Raw genomic sequence first — 16,983 nt, forward strand, 5'->3', positions numbered from 1 at the left:
AGGTAGGGGGACGGTTCGTGGAGCAGAGCAAGGAACCGTACATAGGGCCGAGGGCCCCGCACTTCCTCGGCTATCCGGAAGCGTCCGCAACAGCGCAGACGGTGGCCGCGCCCCTGCTCGCGGGCGCGTCCCTGTCTCTGATCGGCGTGATCATCGTTGACGGCGGCGATTTCCGGTGGCCCGGCGTGACGCTGCTTCTTGTCGTCACGTCGGCCATTGCATTGATCGCGACCATGCAAATCGGCGCCGATGCCCGCAAGTACCTGTACAACCGGCAGACGGTCGAAGCCTGGTACGCACCGGAGGACCTGGAGCGCAACAGCGAACTCCTGGAGCGGCGGAGCGCCCACTTCATCCAGTGGCAGGTGCGCAACCGCCGTGCCGTCATCACCTTCAACACCGGCACGATGCTGCTGATCTTCTCCGTGGCCACGGCACTTGTTCCACCTCACGACGAGCAGGCCGCATGGCGCTGGGCAGCTGCGGGCCTGGCTCTGGCCGGCGCTCTCGTCGAGGCCTGGTGGATCCACCACCTCTTCCACGAAGACCCGGGGGGACCTCCGCAGAAACCCAAGTCGCTGAACGGAGGAGACGGCTGATGCTGTACGACGTGACACTGCCGGGCAACGGGGTGGACCTGCACCAGTGCCCCTCATGCGTCCGGCCGTTCCGGGGCCACTACACACGCGATCAGGTGGACGACTGGGAGAGGGCACTCGAGCAGGGGGAATCCCTCGCCCGGGCCCACCTCGAGCAGTCCGGCGCCTTTGAGGTGCTGCATACGGCCACGTGCCCGTTGAGGTGTCTGCCACCGGCGGTTCTCGCGCTCTGCCCGGAGAGCGAACTCCGCGCCCAGTACCACAAGGGCCGAGCCGTACTCGGGGACTGCTAGGGCCGCGGCGGGCCGTCGCGGTCGTCGGCCGATGGACCATGTCGTCGGGTGCGGCCACGCGCCGCCGCGTGGTCATACGGCGTGCCCTGACGCCGAATGCCGGCCAACTGGTCCGAGAGTTCCGAAAACATCGCCTCTTCGCTCGTACGGTCCGAAGGCAGTGGGTGGTGCAGCGCGTCGAGGAGATCGAAGCGGTGCAGGTCGTACACCACGTGCATCAGGCCCGAGTAGGCCTGCGCCGCCGTCACCGCACCCTTGTAGGCCAACGCCGCGAGCACCAGGCCGGCACCGCACAGCCACCAGGCTGACGGCTCGTCGTGGAGGGCCGCGCATCCGGCGCCGGTGAGCAGCAGGAAGGACCAGCAGAGGTTCACCGCGGTGTCGAGTGCGTCACGAGTGGAACGGAGCACCTCGGCCATACGGTCGGACACCTGGAGGTAGATCCGCGGCCACGAGGTCAGCGTCGTCAGTCCGTAGCGTTCTCCGGCGCTCAACTCCCCGGCCCGCAGGGCGTTGCCCAGTGCCGTGGGCAGCAGAAGATCGGCCGGCGGGTGGGCGGCGAGGCGACGGCGCGCATCGGCCCGCACACGCCGCGCCCGGTCCCCGCCCGTCGCCGCCTCGGCCCGTCGCCGCAGCGCCTGCCACCGTTTGCGCTGAACCCGGGCCAGCATCCCGGCCAGTGCGGCCGTGAGCGGCCAGCGGTCCCAGTAGCCCTCGAGCACGCGTACCGCACGGACCTGGAACGGTTGCAGCAACAGGGTGAGAACTGCTGCGCAGACGGCGACCGTCGCGATCGCTCCGAGCAGCGCCGTCGGCCGCTGCGGCCATACGGCACTCCAGTCGCTGCGTCCCGAGAAACTCCCTGCCCGTACGAGCGCGAGCACCCCGGCGACGAACAGCGCACACGGCGCGAAGTGCACCGACAGCACCCGTCGCACGAAGCCCCGCCCTCCCCATACGCCCCTCGGCGCCCCTCAGCATCGGCGCTCGGGGATCACGGCCCATGGGCAGGGCGTGGGAGGGACCCATCGCGGCGGAGACGTGACGTCACTTCACGTGGCGGAGGGACCGTGGGGCACACCTCCCCCGATTGAGTTGAACACGTTCAAAAACAGGTCTACAGTCAACACCGTCAGCGTTTTTGAACGCGTTCAAGAAGGGTGGGGACATGGACCTCACGGTCATCGCCTACGTCATCTATCTGCTGATCAGCGTCGCCCTGACGGTCTGGGTGGCGCGCACCCTCAGCCGCAACGGGCGGGTCTTCCTCGAGGACGTGCTGCACGGGAACGAGAAGCTCGCCGACGCCGTCAACCACCTCCTCGTGGTCGGCTTCTACCTCGTCAACCTCGGCTTCGTGGCGCTGTATCTGAACGGCCACGGCACCGTCGAGGACGCGCGCGGCATCTTCGAGGCACTGTCGACCAAGCTCGGCGTGGTGCTGCTGGTGCTCGGTGCGATGCACCTGGGCAACGTGTACGTGCTCAACAGGATCCGGCGGCGCGGTGCGATGGAGCGGGAGCAGGTCCCGCCCGTCGGGCCGCAGGGCTGGGTCACGCCTTCGACGGGGGCCTGAGCCGTGCCGGCCCCGGAGGTCCGGGACGCCGCGCGCGTCCCGGTCCACGGGCTCACCGTCCTGTACGACGCCGAGTGCTCCCTGTGCACCTTCCTGCGCGACTGGCTGGTACGGCAGCCCCAGCTCGTACCGCTTGACCTGGTTCCGGCCGGCTCGCAGGAGGCGCGCCTGCGCTTTCCCGGACTCGACCACCGCGCCACCCTCGACGAGATCACCGTCGTCGGCGACGCAGGCCAGCTCTACCGCGGACCCGGCGCCTGGGTCGTGACGCTGTGGGCGCTGCGCGGCCACCGTGCCCTCGCCCACCGGCTCAGCACGCCGACGGGGGCCAGGCTCGCCAGGGGCGCGGTGCTGGCGGCCGCCAAGTGGCGCGGGGCGCAGTGGGGCGGGCGCGCCTACCGGCAGGGGGACGGCTGGAGCTACGACCCGGCACGGGGGTGGACCTACACGGGGCCCGGGTGCGGCGGCGGCGCCTGCGCCACTCGTTAGGCTCTCTGTTCGTGCCCTCGAAGAACGACCGAGCCGACGAGGCCGGTACGCCCACCAAGTCGGAGCAGACCCGTGCGCTCATCCTGGAGACGGCGATGCGCCTGTTCCAGGAGCGCGGCTACGACAAGACGACGATGCGGGCGATCGCCAAGGAGGCCGGCGTCTCCGTGGGGAACGCCTACTACTACTTCGAGGGCAAGGAACATCTGATCCAGGGCTTCTACGACCGGATCGCCGCCGAGCACCGGCTGGCGGTCCGGGAGGTCCTGGAGCGGGAGACCGGTCTCGAGGCACGGCTGGCGGGGGTCCTGGAGGCGTGGCTGGACATCGCCACGCCCTACCACGAGTTCGCGGTGCAGTTCTTCAAGAACGCCGCCGACCCGGACAGTCCGCTCAGCCCCTTCTCCCCCGAGTCGGAGCACGCGCGCCAGGAGGCCATCGCCGTCCACAAGGAGGTGCTGGCCGGCGCGAAGACCAAGGTCTCCGCCGATCTGCGGGACGTCCTGCCCGAGTTGATGTGGCTCTCCCAGATGGGGCTCGTGCTGTACTGGATCTTCGACAGGACCGAGGGCCGCGAGCGCAGCTACCGGCTGGCCGAACGCGGCGCCCGCCTCACCGCACGGGGTGTCGCCCTGGCCCGCTTCCGAGTGCTGCGGCCCCTTGTCCTCGAGGTGCACGAACTGTTCACGGACTTCCTGCCGGGCATGACGAAGATGCTGCCGGACCCCGGGAGCAGGCAGCGGGCCGAGTGACGACCACCGCCTGAACACCACCGGACCCGAAGACCGTGGTCGCCCCCTGCGCCGAGGCACGGATACCGGTGTGCGACGTCCGGGCCGCGGGCACCGGCGCCTTCACCTACGGAGCGATCCGGCCGGGGACATGTGCGGGAACCACCGCGTCCATGCCCTCGGCGGGATCGTCACGCCGCCCCCCACGATCGGTGCCGGGATCGGCCTCGATGCGGGCGCGAGCCTCAAGGCCTGGCAGTGGAGGACCGGTTGACGGCGTTCACCTCGTCGCCCGTCAACTCCACGTCGTGCACCAGCGGTTCCTCGCCGACGACCACGTGCCGGGCCTTCGATCCGTACGCGGCGGCCGTGATCGCCACGAGGTAGGTGCCCGGCGAGGGGACCGCGAGGATGTAGGAGCCGTCCGCCAGTGATGTGACGCGGTCCAGCTGACGGCCGCCCTTCGAGAGCAGCGTCGCGGCCGCTCCCTGGACCGGCTCGCCCTCCGCGTCCCGTACGAACCCGTACACCACCGTCGCACCCCCGGCCGCCGGCGTCCTCTCCTGCTGCGGCTCCTCGCCCGGCTCCACCGCCAGATGCGGCAGGCGCTTCTCCAGCCAGCCGGGCAGCCACCAGTTCGCCCCACCGAGCAGATGCATCACCGCCGGCACCAGCGCCGTACGCAGGACGAACGCGTCCAGCGCCACGGCCGCGGCGAGCCCGACGCCCGCCATCGCGGCGCCCGAGTTGCCGCTGAGCACGAACGCCAGGAACACGCAGACCATGATCAGGGCCGCGGAGTTGATGACCCGGCTGGTCTCCGCGAGGCCGACCCGGACGGCGCGGGCGTTGTCCCTGGTGTGCACCCACTCCTCGTGCATCCGGCTCACCAGGAAGACCTGGTAGTCCATCGACAGACCGAACAGCAGGGACAGCATGATGATCGGCAGGAAGGCCTGGATCGGCCCCTCCTTGCCGAGGCCCAGCAGGTCCAGGCCCCAGCCCCACTGGAAGACCGCCACCAGGACGCCGAAGGACGACGCCGCGGCGATCAGGTTCATCACGGCGGCCGTCAGCGGCACCACGAGCGAGCGGAACGCGATCAGCAGGAGCAGGAAGCCGAGCCCGATGATGGTCCCGATGAAGTACGGCAGCCGGTCGCCCGTGACGGACGCGAAGTCCTTGGAGACCGCAGTGACGCCGCCGACATGGGCCTGCGCGCCCGCCTTCGGGATCACCTCGTCGCGCAGGGTGTCGATGAGCCTGTCCGTCCGCTCGGACTGCGGCGAGGTGGTCGGGACGACCTGGATGACCGTGACGCCCTGTGCGGGCGGCAGCGCGGCCGCCCGGGCCACGCCGTCGGTCTCCCGGATGCCCTGGACCAGCGCATCCGTGTCACCGCTGACCGAGACCACCTGCAGCGGTCCGTTGAAGCCGGGTCCGAAGCCCTCGGCGAGCAGGTCGTACGCCTTGCGGGTCGTCGTCGACGCGTCGTCGTTGCCCTGGTCGGCGGCCCCGAGGCGAAGGGAGAGCACGGGAAGGGCGAGCACGGTCATGACCACCACCGCGAGCACGGCGATCGTCCGGGGGCGCTTCTGCACCGTGGCCGACCACTTCGCAGCGAGGCCGCTCGCGCCCTCCGCCTCTGGTCCGTGGGCCGCGAGCCGCCGCCGCTGCCGGCGGCTGAGCACCCGCGGGCCGAGCAGACCGAGCAGCGCCGGCAGCAGGGTGACGGCCGCGAGCACGCTCAGCACGACGGTGAGCGAGGTGCCGATGACCACACCGTCCAGGAAGCGCAGATTGGTCACCAGCATCCCGGCGAGCGCGATGCACACCGTGCCGCCCGCGAACAGCACCGCCCGGCCGGAGGTGTTGAGGGCGGTGACCGCCGCCTCCTCCGGCTCCATGCCGCGCAGGATGCCGCGCCGGTGCCGGGTGACGATGAACAGGGCGTAGTCGATGCCGACCCCGAGGCCGATCAACGAGGCCAGCAGGGGCGCGATGTCGGGCACGTCCGTGACATGGCTGATCAGCTGCGTGGAGAAAAGCCCGATGCCGACACCGAACACCGCGACGGCGATCGGCAGCAGCATCGCGAAGAGCGAGCCGAAGGCCAGGAACAGCACGACCGCCGCCGCCACGATGCCGACCATCTCGGACAGTCCGGTGGGCGGCTGCTGGATCCGGGTGATCGCCTGACCGCCCAACTCGACCTCGAGACCGCCGCGCTCGGCGTCCTGCGCCGTGTCGACGACGTCCTGGACCAGTTCCTGGGGCACCTCGTTGGCCCGCTCGGTGAACGTCAGCTGCGCGTACGCGATCGTCCCGTCCCGGCTGATCTGCGCCGCGCCCTGGGGGCCCGTGTAGGGGCTGCCGACCGCGCCGATCCCCGGCATCCGCGCGATCTTCGCCAGTGCGGGCTGGATCCGCGCCCGCACCGCCGCGTCGCGCACCGATCCGCGCTCGACCTTCCAGACCACCGTGTCGGTGTCGCCCGAGGCCTTCGGGAAGGCCTTCGTCATCAGGTCGTACGCGGTCTTGGAGTCCGTGTTCGGCAGGGAGAAGACATTCGCGTAGTCGGCCCCCTTGGCGGACGCCGTCGCGCCCATCCCGACCAGCGCTCCCACCCACAACAACAGGACCAGCAACCGGTGCCGATAGCACCACCGCGCCAGTGTCGTCACTCTCCACCCTCCTTCATCGGCGTCCCCCAGGTCCCGGAGCACCAGGATCGGCGGCGGCGGGCCCGGACGGGCTCGCCACGGCCCGACTCTCAAGGAACTCCAAAGCGCCCACCGCCCCGGCCGCCGGTGCCGCCGCGGATACTGGGGGACATGACGGCCAACGAGGCAGCGCACGAAGGGGCCACGGTTCTCGTGGTCGAGGACGAGGAGAGCATCGCGGACGTCCTCGCCATCGCCCTGCGCTATCACCGCTTCCAGGTGATGATCGCGGGCACCGTGCGCGAGGCGCTCACCCTCGCGGAACGTACGCGGCCGGACGCGGCGCTGCTGGACGTGATGCTGCCGGACGGCGACGGACGTGCGCTCGGCCGGGAACTTCGCGCCCGCCGGCCGGACCTGGCGCTGGTCTTCGTCACCGCACGCGACGCGCCCGCCGAGATCGTCGGGGCGCTCGGCTTCGGCGACGACTACATCACCAAGCCGTTCAACATAGACGAGGTGGTCGCGCGGCTGCGGGCCGTCCTGCGGCGCACACGAACGGCGGACGTCCTGCCCCAGCGTCCACCGCTGCGCTACGGCGATCTGGAGCTGGACGAGACGACCTACTCGGTGCACCGTGCGGGCCGCACGGTCGAGCTGACCCCCACGGAGTACGCGCTGCTGCGCTTCCTGGTGCGCAACGGAGGCCGGATCGTGCCCAAGGAGCAGCTGCTGCGCCATGTGTGGCAGTACGAGCACACACCGCCCGAGTCGACGGTCGTCGAGACGTACGTCAGTTATCTGCGCCGCAAGCTCGACACGCTCGGACCGCCGGTGATCACCACCCGGCGGGGTGTCGGATACGGCCTGGCATGATGCTTCTGCGACTCCCCCCGCTCCCGCGGCCACGGGGCATCCACTCCCTGCGCGGCAAGTTGACGCTGGCGAACGTGGGGCTGCTGGCGCTCGGTATCGTGGCGGCGACCGCCATCAGCCTGATGGGCATGCGGCACTACGTACTCGGGCAGATCGACACCGAGCTGACCAAATCCCGTGACTCGCTCGTGCGTTCACAGCTGACCCTGCGGGAGATCGACTCGCTGAGCGCGCTTGCGGTCGTCCGCGACCGGCTGCTGCCGCACAGCGGCGGCGACTCGCCGAACCCGGACTCCGTGTTCGCGGCCGTCGACCGGGACGGCACCGTGCTCACCGTCGCCGGCCTGAAGCCGACCGACGCCCAGCAGGCGCTCGCCTCCGCCGTCCACGACCCCGCCACACTCGTCGTGGCCCCCCAGCCGCGCGACATCCACCTGCGCGGCGACCCCTACCGCGTGACCGGGGCGCGACTCGCGGACGGCACCTATGTGCTGCTCGCCCGCTCGACCAGGGTGCTGCACACCGGCATGGCCAAGGCACTCAGACTCGATCTCACCATCGGAACCCTGCTGCTGGCCCTGCTCGCGGCGCTGACGATGATCAGTGTGGGCCGGCGGATGCGGCCACTGGAGGACATGGTGGAGACGTCGTCGGCCATCGCCGAGGGCGATCTGACCCGACGGATGCCCTCCAGCAAGGAGACCTCCCTGGAGGTGGAGCAGCTGCGCACCGCGCTCAACTCGATGCTCCACCAGGTGGAGTCCGCGTATCGCACACGCGAGCGCAGCGCCGCCCAGCTCCGCCACTTCGTCGCGGACGCCTCGCACGAGCTGCGCACGCCGCTGTCGGCGATACGCGGCTACCTCCAGCTGTACGACAAGGGGATGCTCACCGATCCGGACGAGCGCAAGCGGTCCTGGGAGCGGATGATGGCCGAGGCGGACCGGATGGGACGCCTGGTGGACGAACTCCTCGTCCTCGCCCGCCTGGACCAGCGGCCCGAACTCCGTTTCCGGAACGTGGACCTGAGCCGGCTGGTGCGGGACGCGGCGGAGGACCTGCGGGCCCAGCAGCCGGGACGGCCCGTGACGGTGCGCGCGGACGGAGCGCTGCTCGTACGGGCCGACGAGTCGGGTCTGCGTCAGGTACTCGGCAACCTCGTGACGAACGTCCGGGTCCACACGCCCGCCGGCACCCCGGTGCTGCTCGGCCTCGAACGCGAGGGCGAGGTCGTACGGCTGTGCGTCGCGGACGAGGGTCCGGGCCTCGCGGAGGAGGACGCGGCACGTGTCTTCGACCGCTTCTTCCGCGCGGGTCAGGGTGCGGGCAGCGGGCTCGGCATGGCGATCGTGCACGGGGTGGTGGCAGCGCACGGCGGCGATGTGGCGGTGCGGACGGCGCCGGGCGAGGGGCTGGCGGTGACGGTCACGCTGCCGGAGCGGGCGCACGACCGGGACCACCGGTGAGCGCCCGCCCGGCGTCCGTCAGATCCAGGTCAGCCGCCAGAGCCGGAAGACGCCGGTACCGTCCGACAGGTACTGGCCTCCGCCGACGTCCTCGCTGCTGACCACGTACTCCTTGCGCTGCCACAGCGGGATCAGCGGAACGTCGTCCGCCACATGCTGCTGGATCTGCTCGAAGTCCTCGGCGCTCTGGGCGCGGTCCGAGAACCGCTGGCTCTCCCGGATCAGCCTGTCGACGTCCTCGCTGCCGTAGCCGTTCTTCATGCTGTTCCCGGTGCCGATGAGCGGGGCGGTGAAGGTGTCCGGGTCGGGGTAGTCGGCCACCCAGCCGACGGCGTACGCGTCGAGCTTTCCTTCCGCGTACCGCTTCTGGAAGGCGGTCCACTCGTAGCCCTGGAGGTCCACCTTGAACAACCCGGTCGCCTCGAGCTGCCGCTTCAGCTCGGTGGCCTCCTCCTCGGCGGCACCGCGACCCTTGCCGTATCCGTAGGTGAAGTGGACGGGCACATGCACCCCCGCCTCGGTGAGCAGGGCACGGGCCTTTGTGACGCTGTGCGTGGGGTAGGCGTCGAAGAACGAGGTGGTGTGACCCGTGATGCCCGCCGGGATGAGCGAGTAGAGCGGGTCGGTGGTGCTCTCGTACACCTTGTCGATCAGTTCCTCGCGGTTGATCGTCATCGCGACGGCCTGGCGGACCCGGCGGTCGTGCAGCGGCGAGCTGGAGGCGGTGTTCAGGACCAGATTGCGGATCTCGGCGCTGTCGGCCTCGCTGACACGCTGGTCGGGGTCGCTCGGTGAGAGGCCCGCGAGCATGGCGGGCGGCAGCTGACGCGTGGCGACGTCGACCTCCTTCGCCTTCCAGGCCTTCTCCAGCGCGGCCGGGTCGCCGTAGTAGCGCAGGTCGATGGGCCGGCCCGTGTCCTTGACGTCGCCCTTGTAGCGGGTGTTCGGGGCGAGGACGGCGTTCTTGTCCTTCGAGTACGACGTCAGGGTGTACGGGCCCGTCCCGTCGGCACCGGAGTCGTCGCGCAGCGCGTTCTGCGGGTACTTGGTGTGGTCGACGATCACTCCGGCGCCGGTGGCCACCTTGAAGGGGAACGTCGCGTCGGGCGAGGACAGATGGAAGGTGACGGTGAGCTTGTTGGCGTCGACCGAACCCAGCGTCTCGAGCAGGGACGCGGGGCCGACATCCGAGTTGATCTTCTTGACCCGGTCGAAGGAGTACTTGACGTCCTCGGCGGTCATGGTGCGCCCGCTCGGGAACGTCAGTCCGTCGCGCAGGGTGCAGCGGTATGTCTGCAGGTCCGACCCGACGAACCCGCAGCTCTTGGCCGCGTCCGGCACCGGTTCCACACCGTCGGGTTCGAAGGTCAGCAGCGACTGGAACACGCTGCTGAACAACGCCCAGGATCCTGCGTCGTAGGCCCCCGCCGGGTCCAGGGACGTGACGGCGTCCGTCGTCCCCACGGTGATCGTCTTGTTGCTGTTCTCCGCGGCCGGCAGCAACTGCCACCCGCCCACTCCCACTCCTGCCAGAACCAGCACAGTCGCGAGAATCCGTATGCGAACCGAACGCATCGGCGCGCCCTCCCCAGGCACTCAGCGCATGCCACTCCCCTGTGGCGCGGATCACCTAATCACAGGAGTTTGACCTGAGGGAAGAGGGATTTGTTGAGATGAGAGTTAACTTGTCCAAGCCTTGATCCAACGGCATTTCGTGGACCGGGTGACAGCCTCACGCCTGCCTCGACGCCAGTTGCACGACCGTGATGTCCGACGGCGCGCCGACCCGCGTCGGCGGCCCCCAGGCGCCCGCTCCCCGGGAGACGTACAACTGCGTGTCGCCGTACCGGTCCAGGCCCGCGACGGTCGGGTTGGCGGCGGCCGCCACGAAGTTGCCGGGCCAGAGCTGGCCGCCGTGGGTGTGGCCGGAGAGCTGAAGGTCCACGTGACGGCGCACGGCCTCGTGGATCTGCAGCGGTTGATGGGCCAGCAGCACCACGGCGCGCGAGGTGTCGCGGTCGCCCAGCGCCTTGCCGAAGTCGGGGCCCTCGCCCTCGCTCTCGCCCGCCAGGTCGTTGACGCCGGCCAGGTCGAACCCGGGCAGTTCCGTGCGCGCGTTCTCCAGCGGGTTCAGACCGAGCCGGCGTACCTCCTCGACCCACTGGTCCGCGCCGGAGAAGTACTCGTGGTTGCCGGTGACGAAGTAGCTGCCGTGGCGCGCCCTCAGCCGGGACAGCGGGGCCGCGGCCGGGCCCAGGTCCTTGACGCTGCCGTCGACCAGGTCGCCGACGACCGCGATCAGGTCCGGCTGGGTCGAGTTGATCGTGTCCACCACGCGCTGTGCAAAGCCACGGCCGAGTACCGGGCCCAGATGGATGTCGCTCACGACGGCGATGCGGAACCCGTGGGCCGAGCGCGGCAGACGGGCCAGCGGGACCGTGACGCGTTTCACGGCGGGGCCGCGCAGAACGCCGTATGTGCCGTACCCCACCGTGCCGGCCGTGGCGGCGGCCACCGCGCCGCCGACCGCCCGGGAGACGAAGAGACGGCGCGAGGGGTCCGCGGGCACGGGCGCCGGGTCCTGGACGGGTTCCGCTTCCGACTCGGACCGCGCGGGTGCCGTCCCCGCCGGGACCGGTGCGGGACTCGGCGCCGTCTGCCTCGTCCGCGCCCCGCGCCGCACCAGCAGGTGGATCAGGGGACGCACGAGTTCACCCGCGACCAGTGCCAGCAGCAGATAGAGCGACACCGCCATCCACAGGAACCCGGGCCATCCGAGGGTGCGCTGGAGCCAGAAGGGGGCTCCGGCCCGCTCGGCGACCAGGGCCGCGACCATGAGCACCGGTCCGGCGACGAGCACCACTGCACCGGCTCGCCGGGCCGGGCCCGGACCCCGGGTCGTGTCGCGCACCAGCCGGCGCCACGCGAACCAGTGCAGCGCCGCCAGGGCGACCAGGGCGGTCAGAGCGATCAACAGGACGACAACGACCACCGTTCTCCAGCCCTCCGCTATGACGTTCGCCGCAACGCGCGCAGTCCGCGCAACCCCAGGGCACCGATGACAGTCCCCAAGACAAAGGAGACGACGGCAAGCGTCAAGTGCACCCAGAAGTAGGCCGTCGGATTCCCCGCGTCGTCGAACGCGAGTCCACTGCCGTCCTTCCACAGGTTCTTGACGAAAGTGATCCAGATGACCCAGCTCCACACCCCGAAGGCGAGCAGGAACCAGGAGACGGGGCGGCTGAGCTTCATGAGTTCAGTATCGCGGTTCTCCGGGCGCCGCTCGGCGCGGGGTACCGAGCATCGGCCGGGATACGGCGGGACTTCCCGCTCCGCGCCCTGTACTTTCGCCACCGTGTCCGCCATGAAGAAGATCGCCGGGCGCCGTCTGGCGCTCGCCACCGCAGCCCTGTTGCCCCTCACGCTCGCAGCTCCCGCGACCGCCCTCGCGGACACGCAGAGCCCGACCCTGTCCCATGCGGCCACGCCCCCGGCCCGGATGTCGACCGTCGGCGGCGCGCTGCTGGGCAAACCCGGAACCCAGGCCAACCTCGGCAGCGGTGCCCCCGTGCTCCCGAAGGACCTGAGCGCGCGCTCCTGGATCGTCGCCGACGCCGAGTCCGGTGACGTCCTCGCCGCCCACAACGCGCACTGGCGGCTTCCCCCGGCGAGCACGCTGAAGATGCTGTTCGCCGACACGGTGCTGCCCAAGTTCCCGAGGAGCGAGAAGCACAAGGTGGCTCCCTCCGACCTGGCCGGCATGGGCGCCGGGTCCAGCCTGGTCGGGATAAAGCAGGGCGAGACCTACACGGTCCACGACCTGTGGCTCGGTGTCTTCCTGCGCTCCGGCAACGACGCCGTGCATGTGCTGTCCTCGATGAACCACGGCGTCAAGCAGACCGTCGAGGACATGCAGGCGCACGCCGAGGAACTCCAGGCCCTCGACACGAATGTGGTCAGCCCCGACGGCTACGACGCAGGCGGCCAGGTCTCCTCCGCCTACGACCTGACCCTGTTCGCCCGCTCGGGCCTGCAGAAGAAGGACTTCCGGGAGTACTGCTCGACGGTGCGGGCGAAGTTCCCGGGCGAGACCACGAAGAAGCACGGCAGGACGACTCGCGGCTCCTTCGAGATCCAGAACACCAACCGGCTGCTGGCCGGGGACTCCGACATCACCCCGTACCAGGGCATCGCGGGTGTGAAGAACGGCAACACCACCAACGCGGGCGCCACCTTCACGGGTGTCGCCGAACGCGGTGGCCGAGTGCTGCTCGTCACCGTGATGAACCCGGAGAAGAAGGACCACAACGAGGTCTACAAGGAGGCCGCCCGGCTGCTCGACTGGGGCTTCGGCGCGGCCGGGAAGGTGACTCCGGTGGGCGAACTCGTCGCCCCGCGGGGCGCCCAGGCCGGCTCACAGCCCAGCGCGCCCGCGTCCGCCGCCGCCGGTGGGGAGCAGACCTCGGCCAAGCCGGTGGCCGCCTCGGTGCGGGAGAGCGGCTCCGGCGGGGTCGGCGTGGCGCTCGCCATCGCCGCCGGGGTGCTCGTGCTGCTCGCGGCGGGCGTCTTCCTGGTCAACCGCCGCTGGCCGCTGCCGGATCTGGTGCGCCGCCGGACGCGCCCCTGACACCGTCGGACCCGCTGCTCCGCGTCGCCGTCCAGGCGGCGCAGAACAGCACGAGTTTCGCGGTGAAGTTGATCCACAGCAGCAGGGCGACGGGCACCCCGAAGGCGCCGTACATGCTCTTCGACGCGACGCCCTGGATGTATCCGCTGAGCAGCAGCTTGAGCAGTTCGAAGCCGACCGCACCGATCAGGGCCGCGGTCAGCAGCCGGTGCCGTGGGGGTTCGACGCCGGGCAGCAGGGTGAGCACGTACAGCAGGACCAGGAAGTCGGCGACGACGGCGACGAGGAGGGCGGCGACCTGCAGCAGGACGCTGCCCCAGCCGTTCCGTTCGAGGCCCAGCTGCCCGGCCACCCGGTCGATCAGCACCGAGGCGACGGTGGTCACGGCGATGGTCACCAGGATGGCGCCGCCCAGGCCGACGAGCACTACCCCGTCCTTGGCCTTGGCCAGCACGGGGTTCTCACCCCTGTCGGGCAGCTCCCACACGGCACGCAGGCAGTCCCGCACCTGGGCGACCCAGCCGATGCCCACGAAGAACAGCGTGGCGCCGGCGATGAGGCTGATGGTGCCCGCGTTCTGCACCAGACCGTGGATGTCGAGCTGGCCGGAGATGCCGGGGAACTGCTCGGCGATCTTGTTCTGCAGCTCCTTCTGCCGGGACTCGCTGAGGGTCGCGGCGGCGATCGCGGCGGTGACGGTGAGCAGCGGGAAGAGCGCCACGAAGCTGATGAACGTCATCGCGGCGGCGAGCCGGGTCCACTTCACGCGGTCGAGGCGCTCGTAGGAGCGCCAGGCGTGCGTGGCCATGAGACGTACGACCAACGGCCCGACGACGGGGAGCTTCTTCAGCCAGTCCATGATCCGAATCTCCCCTCGTGTCCCTCGGTCACTCCTCGGGTACCCCCATGAGCACGGCATGCGGCATCGTCGGCCGCGTACGGTGACTCGCCCATTCCGGTGAGGAGCCGTACAGGCCGAGGACATTGAGATGTTATGCCCGTTTCACGGCGCTACGGTCACGGTCATGCCTGCCCCCAAGGACGCCTTCAGCCCTCCGAAGTCCCTGCTGATTCTCGGCGGCACGTCCGAGATCGCGCTGGCCACCGCGCGCCGCCTCATCGCCCGCCGCGCCCGGACCGTATGGCTGGCCGGGCGCCCCTCCCCCGGCCTTCGGAGGGCGGCCGAGCACCTGAGCGAACTCGGCGCCGACACCCGCACCGTGGCCTTCGACGCGCTCGATCCGGAGTCCCACGAGAACGTCCTCGGGAAGGTGTTCACGGAGGGCGAGATCGACTTGGTGATCCTCGCGTTCGGGGTGCTCGGTGATCAGGCGACCGACGAGCGCGACCCGATGGCCGCGGCGCGTGTGGCGCAGACCAACTACACGGGCGCGGTCTCGGCGGGGCTGGTGTGCGCCCGTGCGCTCCAGGACCAGGGCCACGGCGCGCTGGTGGTGCTGTCGTCGGTCGCCGGCGAGCGCGCCCGCCGCGCGGACTTCATCTACGGCTCCAGCAAGGCGGGGCTCGACACGTTCGCACAGGGCCTCGGAGACGCGCTCCACGGCACCGGTGTACACGTCATGGTCGTACGCCCCGCCTCGGTCCGCACAAGCGGGACGCAGGCCCGGGACGCGGTACACCTGGCCTCGACGCCGGAGGAGATCGCCGCCGCGATCGAGATCGGCCTGCGCAGGGGGTCGGAAGTGGTGTGGGTGCCGGGAGCGCTGCGACTTGTGATGTCAGCGCTGCGGCATCTGCCCCGGGCGCTGTTCCGGCGGTTGCCCGTCCGGTGAGCGCGTCCCCCGACCGCGGGCGGGCTAGAACAGCGGGAGAGTGGCGTCCTCGGCCCGCGCGGACGCCTGCGGCGGCACGACCGCGCCGCCGAACACGAACTCCCGCAGCTTGCGCCAGACGCCGTCCGCGCCCTGCTCGTACAGCGCGAACCCGGTACAGGGCCATTCGGCGCGGTAGTCGGCGAGTTCCTCGTGGGCCCGGTCCATCGCCGCCTCGTCGATGCCGTGCGCGACCGTGACGTGCGGGTGGTAGGGGAAGAGCAGCTCGCGGGCCAGCGGCCCGGAGGCGTCACGAACCTGCTTCTGCAGCCGTGCGCACACCTCGGCGCCCTGGACGACCCTGACGTACACGACGGGCGACAGGGGCCGGAACGTGCCCGTCCCGGCGAGCCGCATCGGGAAGGGCCGGCCGGCCGCCGCGACCTCGACGAGGTGGGCCTCGATCGCGGGCAGCTCGCAGGCGTCGACCTCCGTCGGAGGCAACAGGGTGACGTGCGTGGGGATGCCGTGAGCCGCGGCGTCGCCGAAGCCCGCGCGCAGCTCCTGGAGCTGGCTGCCGTGAGGCTCCGGGACCGCGATCGACACACCGATCGTTACGGTCCCCACGTCGTCTCCTGTCGTCGTGTTGGTGTGCATTGGCCCGGGGCAGGACGAGCCGCCGCGGAGATGTTCGGCTTCCGACTGTACGGCCAGGTCTGTGCCCGCGGGCAGGCGCAGACGGAGTGGAGTGCAGCACTCCGCGGCGCGCCGGGGCCCGGTGGGGGTCAGTGCTTGGCAGGCAGGAAGCCGACCCTCGCGTATGCCTGCGAGAGGGTCTCCGCCGCGACCGCACGCGCCTTCTCCGCGCCCTTGGCCAGGATCGAGTCGAGCGTCTCGGGGTCGTCCAGGTACTGCTGGGTGCGCTCCCGGAACGGCGTCACGAAGTCGACCATGACCTCGGCGAGGTCCGTCTTGAGCGCACCGTAGCCCTTGCCCGCGTACTTCTCCTCCAGTTCCGCGACGGCCGCACCGCTGAGGGTCGAGTAGATGGTCAGCAGATTGCTGACGCCCGGCTTCTCCTCCGGGTCGTACCGGACGACGGTGTCGGTGTCCGTGACGGCGCTCTTGACCTTCTTGGCGGTGGTCTTCGGGTCGTCGAGCAGGTTGATCAGGCCCTTCGGCGTGGACGCCGACTTGCTCATCTTGATCGACGGCTCCTGGAGGTCGTAGATCTTCGCCGTCTCCTTCAGGATGTACGGCCGCGGGACCGTGAAGGTGTCCCCGAACCGGCCGTTGAAGCGCTCGGCGAGGTCGCGCGTCAGCTCGATGTGCTGGCGCTGGTCCTCACCGACCGGCACCTCGTTGGCCTGGTACAGCAGGATGTCCGCGACCTGGAGGATCGGGTACGTGAACAGGCCGACGCTCGCGCGGTCGGCACCCTGCTTGGCGGACTTGTCCTTGAACTGGGTCATACGGCTCGCCTCGCCGAAGCCGGTGAGGCAGTTCATGATCCAGGCGAGCTGGGCGTGCTCGGGGACGTGGCTCTGCACGAAGAGCGTGCACCGCTCCGGGTCGAGCCCGGCCGCGAGCAGCTGGGCGGCGGCGAGCCGGGTGTTGGCGCGCAGCTCCGCGGGGTCCTGCGGGATGGTGATCGCGTGCAGGTCGACGACCATGTAGAACGCGTCGTGGGTCTCCTGGAGGGCCACCCACTGGCGGACGGCGCCGAGGTAGTTGCCGAGGTGGAACGAGCCGGCGGTGGGCTGGATCCCGGAGAGCACGCGAAGAGAGGCCATGTCCGCCATTCTCTCAGGTCCCGGGGCCCCCGCCGGAACGTGCCGGAAACAGGTGTGAAGCGAAGCGTCGTCGACGGTGTAACAAGGGGACATGACAA

General features: G+C 70.4%; 17 protein-coding genes. 9 read left to right on the plus strand and 8 right to left on the minus strand.

Annotation, left to right across the window (positions count from 1 at the left end):
• Window positions 1-101: 101 nt before the first annotated feature.
• Window positions 102-599, plus strand: coding sequence for a hypothetical protein (locus ADL25_RS16630; RefSeq protein WP_059128511.1), 498 nt, complete (start codon window positions 102-104; stop codon window positions 597-599).
• Window positions 599-892 carry a hypothetical protein gene (locus ADL25_RS16635; protein ID WP_059128512.1) on the plus strand — a complete coding sequence of 98 codons (294 nt, stop codon included), beginning with the start codon at window positions 599-601 and terminating at the stop codon, window positions 890-892. The genes ADL25_RS16630 and ADL25_RS16635 overlap by 1 nt, the downstream gene beginning before the upstream one ends.
• On the opposite strand, the gene ADL25_RS16640 is transcribed toward ADL25_RS16635, so the two are convergent.
• Window positions 889-1,830, minus strand: a complete 942-nt coding sequence (locus ADL25_RS16640) for a hypothetical protein (RefSeq protein WP_059128513.1) — start codon at window positions 1,828-1,830, stop codon at window positions 889-891. The two genes, ADL25_RS16635 and ADL25_RS16640, sit on opposite strands and share 4 nt — an antisense overlap.
• Window positions 1,831-2,060: 230 nt before the next feature.
• Here ADL25_RS16640 and ADL25_RS16645 point away from each other — a divergent pair, with 230 nt between their 5' ends.
• The 3 genes from ADL25_RS16645 to ADL25_RS16655 are packed head-to-tail and all read left to right on the plus strand — an operon-like array spanning window position 2,061 to window position 3,709.
• Complete coding sequence (locus ADL25_RS16645) at window positions 2,061-2,468, plus strand: hypothetical protein (RefSeq protein WP_059128514.1); 408 nt, start codon at window positions 2,061-2,063, stop codon at window positions 2,466-2,468.
• Window positions 2,469-2,471: 3 nt separating this feature from the next.
• A complete protein-coding gene (locus tag ADL25_RS16650; protein WP_059128515.1) occupies window positions 2,472-2,957 on the plus strand; it encodes a thiol-disulfide oxidoreductase DCC family protein in 486 nt (161 codons plus the stop codon).
• Between the two features lie 11 nt (window positions 2,958-2,968).
• Entirely contained in the window at window positions 2,969-3,709 is a 741-nt protein-coding gene (locus ADL25_RS16655; protein WP_059128554.1) for a TetR/AcrR family transcriptional regulator, read from the plus strand.
• 224 nt (window positions 3,710-3,933) lie between these two features.
• Here ADL25_RS16655 and ADL25_RS16660 read toward each other — a convergent pair whose 3' ends face one another.
• Window positions 3,934-6,363: an MMPL family transporter gene (locus tag ADL25_RS16660; protein WP_059128555.1), complete on the minus strand. Its 2,430-nt coding sequence runs from the start codon at window positions 6,361-6,363 to the stop codon at window positions 3,934-3,936.
• A gap of 159 nt (window positions 6,364-6,522) precedes the next feature.
• Here ADL25_RS16660 and ADL25_RS16665 point away from each other — a divergent pair, with 159 nt between their 5' ends.
• Window positions 6,523-7,227 carry a response regulator transcription factor gene (locus ADL25_RS16665; protein WP_059128556.1) on the plus strand — a complete coding sequence of 235 codons (705 nt, stop codon included), beginning with the start codon at window positions 6,523-6,525 and terminating at the stop codon, window positions 7,225-7,227.
• The gene (locus ADL25_RS16670; protein WP_059128557.1) at window positions 7,227-8,693 is read left to right on the plus strand and encodes a sensor histidine kinase; all 1,467 of its coding nucleotides are present in this window, start codon (window positions 7,227-7,229) and stop codon (window positions 8,691-8,693) included. Before ADL25_RS16665 ends, ADL25_RS16670 begins: the two co-directional genes overlap by 1 nt.
• Before the next feature lie 18 nt (window positions 8,694-8,711).
• Here the strand turns inward: ADL25_RS16670 and ADL25_RS16675 are convergent, their stop codons facing one another.
• The 3 genes from ADL25_RS16675 to ADL25_RS16685 form a co-directional block, all read right to left on the minus strand.
• On the minus strand, window positions 8,712-10,268 hold the full coding sequence (locus ADL25_RS16675) for an ABC transporter substrate-binding protein (RefSeq protein WP_059128516.1): 1,557 nt from the start codon (window positions 10,266-10,268) through the stop codon (window positions 8,712-8,714).
• A gap of 157 nt (window positions 10,269-10,425) precedes the next feature.
• Window positions 10,426-11,685 carry a metallophosphoesterase gene (locus ADL25_RS16680; RefSeq protein WP_059128517.1) on the minus strand — a complete coding sequence of 420 codons (1,260 nt, stop codon included), beginning with the start codon at window positions 11,683-11,685 and terminating at the stop codon, window positions 10,426-10,428.
• A 17-nt stretch (window positions 11,686-11,702) separates the two neighbouring features.
• Entirely contained in the window at window positions 11,703-11,945 is a 243-nt protein-coding gene (locus ADL25_RS16685; RefSeq protein ID WP_059128518.1) for an SCO4848 family membrane protein, read from the minus strand.
• A 103-nt stretch (window positions 11,946-12,048) separates the two neighbouring features.
• Between ADL25_RS16685 and ADL25_RS48125 the strand changes: the two genes are divergently transcribed.
• Complete coding sequence (locus ADL25_RS48125; protein ID WP_059128519.1) at window positions 12,049-13,320, plus strand: D-alanyl-D-alanine carboxypeptidase family protein; 1,272 nt, start codon at window positions 12,049-12,051, stop codon at window positions 13,318-13,320.
• On the opposite strand, the gene ADL25_RS48130 is transcribed toward ADL25_RS48125, so the two are convergent.
• The gene (locus tag ADL25_RS48130) at window positions 13,268-14,179 is read right to left on the minus strand and encodes a YihY/virulence factor BrkB family protein (protein WP_059128520.1); all 912 of its coding nucleotides are present in this window, start codon (window positions 14,177-14,179) and stop codon (window positions 13,268-13,270) included. The genes ADL25_RS48125 and ADL25_RS48130 overlap by 53 nt on opposite strands.
• A gap of 166 nt (window positions 14,180-14,345) precedes the next feature.
• On the opposite strand from ADL25_RS48130, the gene ADL25_RS16700 reads away from it, so the two are divergent.
• Window positions 14,346-15,113 carry a decaprenylphospho-beta-D-erythro-pentofuranosid-2-ulose 2-reductase gene (locus tag ADL25_RS16700; protein WP_059128521.1) on the plus strand — a complete coding sequence of 256 codons (768 nt, stop codon included), beginning with the start codon at window positions 14,346-14,348 and terminating at the stop codon, window positions 15,111-15,113.
• A 24-nt stretch (window positions 15,114-15,137) separates the two neighbouring features.
• Here the strand turns inward: ADL25_RS16700 and ADL25_RS16705 are convergent, their stop codons facing one another.
• Window positions 15,138-15,719, minus strand: coding sequence for a 2'-5' RNA ligase family protein (locus tag ADL25_RS16705; protein ID WP_059128522.1), 582 nt, complete (start codon window positions 15,717-15,719; stop codon window positions 15,138-15,140).
• Between the two features lie 158 nt (window positions 15,720-15,877).
• The gene (gene trpS, locus ADL25_RS16710) at window positions 15,878-16,894 is read right to left on the minus strand and encodes a tryptophan--tRNA ligase (protein WP_374202990.1); all 1,017 of its coding nucleotides are present in this window, start codon (window positions 16,892-16,894) and stop codon (window positions 15,878-15,880) included.
• Window positions 16,895-16,983 lie beyond the last annotated feature (89 nt).

This window comes from Streptomyces sp. NRRL F-5122, from assembly GCF_001507435.1.
GTDB lineage: Bacteria > Actinomycetota > Actinomycetes > Streptomycetales > Streptomycetaceae > Streptomyces > Streptomyces lannensis.

What these genes read in the sequence shown, in the direction of transcription:
- ADL25_RS16635 (WP_059128512.1), top strand. Translation starts at nt 599, where the DNA reads ATGCTGTACGACGTGACACTGCCGGGCAACGGGGTGGACCTGCACCAG.
- ADL25_RS16645 (WP_059128514.1), top strand. Translation starts at nt 2,061, where the DNA reads ATGGACCTCACGGTCATCGCCTACGTCATCTATCTGCTGATCAGCGTC.
- ADL25_RS16665 (WP_059128556.1), top strand. Translation starts at nt 6,523, where the DNA reads ATGACGGCCAACGAGGCAGCGCACGAAGGGGCCACGGTTCTCGTGGTC.
- ADL25_RS16670 (WP_059128557.1), top strand. Translation starts at nt 7,227, where the DNA reads ATGCTTCTGCGACTCCCCCCGCTCCCGCGGCCACGGGGCATCCACTCC.
- ADL25_RS16675 (WP_059128516.1), bottom strand. Translation starts at nt 10,268, where the DNA reads ATGCGTTCGGTTCGCATACGGATTCTCGCGACTGTGCTGGTTCTGGCA.
- ADL25_RS16685 (WP_059128518.1), bottom strand. Translation starts at nt 11,945, where the DNA reads ATGAAGCTCAGCCGCCCCGTCTCCTGGTTCCTGCTCGCCTTCGGGGTG.
- ADL25_RS48130 (WP_059128520.1), bottom strand. Translation starts at nt 14,179, where the DNA reads ATGGACTGGCTGAAGAAGCTCCCCGTCGTCGGGCCGTTGGTCGTACGT.
- ADL25_RS16700 (WP_059128521.1), top strand. Translation starts at nt 14,346, where the DNA reads ATGCCTGCCCCCAAGGACGCCTTCAGCCCTCCGAAGTCCCTGCTGATT.
- trpS (WP_374202990.1), bottom strand. Translation starts at nt 16,894, where the DNA reads ATGGCGGACATGGCCTCTCTTCGCGTGCTCTCCGGGATCCAGCCCACC.